This window comes from Hungatella hominis (genome assembly GCF_014288005.1).
GTDB classification, from domain to species: Bacteria; Bacillota; Clostridia; order Lachnospirales; family Lachnospiraceae; genus Hungatella; species Hungatella effluvii.
In genome coordinates this window covers 1-1,710 of the sequence record NZ_JACOPB010000058.1, presented here as the reverse complement: position 1 = coordinate 1,710, position 1,710 = coordinate 1, and the positions used below count along the sequence as shown (strand labels likewise).

General features: G+C 43.7%; 1 protein-coding gene. It reads right to left on the bottom strand.

All coding sequences use genetic code 11. The annotated features are described in order from the left end of the window. Nucleotides 1-199: 199 nt before the first annotated feature. Entirely contained in the window at nucleotides 200-1,510 is a 1,311-nt protein-coding gene (locus H8S75_RS32245) for an IS4 family transposase (protein WP_187024962.1), read from the bottom strand. Nucleotides 1,511-1,710: the final 200 nt, after the last annotated feature.

Sequence of the window (1,710 nt, the reverse complement as noted above, 5' to 3'; positions counted from 1 at the left end):
CCAATGTCATTTAGTTTATGAGGGTCAACAGAGACTATTCATTGTCAGATAGTTGCGTAACAGGCTTAAGAGAGGGTATAAACAGTTTCCTATGCGGGACATGCAGAGAATAGAAGGAAATGGAAAATTCAGGGGATAACAAACAGACAGATTGCTCATCTGTCTCAAAATGTGCTATATTATGATTGACAGTCTCGCTTTATACGAAACGGTAAGCGAAACTGGTTGGTACCTGGAACCTCAGCTGGCGGGCATAGGTTCTATCCGGCCTGATTGGCAGTATGTATTGGCTGATCAGGCCATTTACATTACCTGGGGCTGCTTCGTCCCGCAGGAAAGCAACGCATATCTTGATTGCCATTGACAGATTCACCTGATATTCCCATTTTCCTGTTTGTTTCTTTATAGGAACCTCCATTGTTATTATCGTACAGAAATTGTATAAAATCATCCTGCAGAGAATTTCATATTCGATATATTTCGGGGATTTGGAATGGAAATTTGTAGTTCCGAGTGTATGCTTTAAGTCACGGTAGGCGGTTTCGATCCCCCAGCGCAGATAATAAATATCCTTGAGGTGTTCTGTATGGAACTCATTGTCCGGAAGGTTTGTGATGATGTTTTCGTATATCCCTTCCGCAATTTTAAAACGGACAACCCGCAGCCGCATATGATATTCCGGCTGATTGTCTGTTATAAAATCAAAAGGAACTGCCTTACATATGTAACGGTACATGGCTGCCAACTCCGGATGCGCCCTTTTCTTTTTGGAATTAGACCGGGTTAGTATCACATCGGTCCATTGATCCAGCCGGTCCGGCAGGGAAGCCGCGACAAGAAGGCGTTTTGTGTTGATGTCTTTTGCCCTGATTACAAAATAAAAGCCTGTTTCCAGAGCATGAGCGAACACATTGTAACAGGAAAACCCTCTGTCAGCGACCAGAATGGGGAAGCCGCCGTAGGAATAGCGGTCTATAAGCTGGCACAAAGCGGCGAATTCATTTTTCCTGCGGCCCGGCTGTACAACGATATCGAGATACCGCTTTGAAATGAGGTCGAAAAGAGAGATGGTATGGATCATGTTAAACCCTCTTTTCGACTTTCCATTAGACGGATGAAAGGTAGAAGGGTCATCGGGGTTGCGTGCGATATTAAATTCACAACCATCAGCGGCGATCAGAGAATACTTCCCCATAAAAAGTTTGGTGGGAAACCGCTGGTTAAACTGACTGAGAAGATATAGGAAAGCTTCCGGCAGAAGTTTTGCCCGTTGCTGAATAAAAGCAGAAGCAGTAGGCACCTCGTCCGGGTTGAAGTAAAAATATTTAAGCAGTTCGTGGTTCATGCAGCCGCTTTGCATAGAGATACAGAAACGAATCATGCGAACGAAGCCGAACTTTCGTTCTCGGGAAAAATCCTTCCCAGGCCTTTTTACAAAAGGGGAGAGGTTGAAAGACATGGAGTCCACGATTGCCCAGAGTGTGGACTTAACTTTTAGTGGAAATGACATAAGAGTACCTCCTTGAAATTGAAATAATGTTACTATATACAATTTCAAGAGCCGCTCTCGCTACCGCTTAAAATCGAATCAGCAGCGAGAGCGGCCGCACATTTTTGCCGCTGTGTCAACCTTTTTTGGGAAAATATATTAAAAAATTGAGTTAGACCCTATGTTAGAATTCAACCTGGATAGGTAACTAAATGACATTG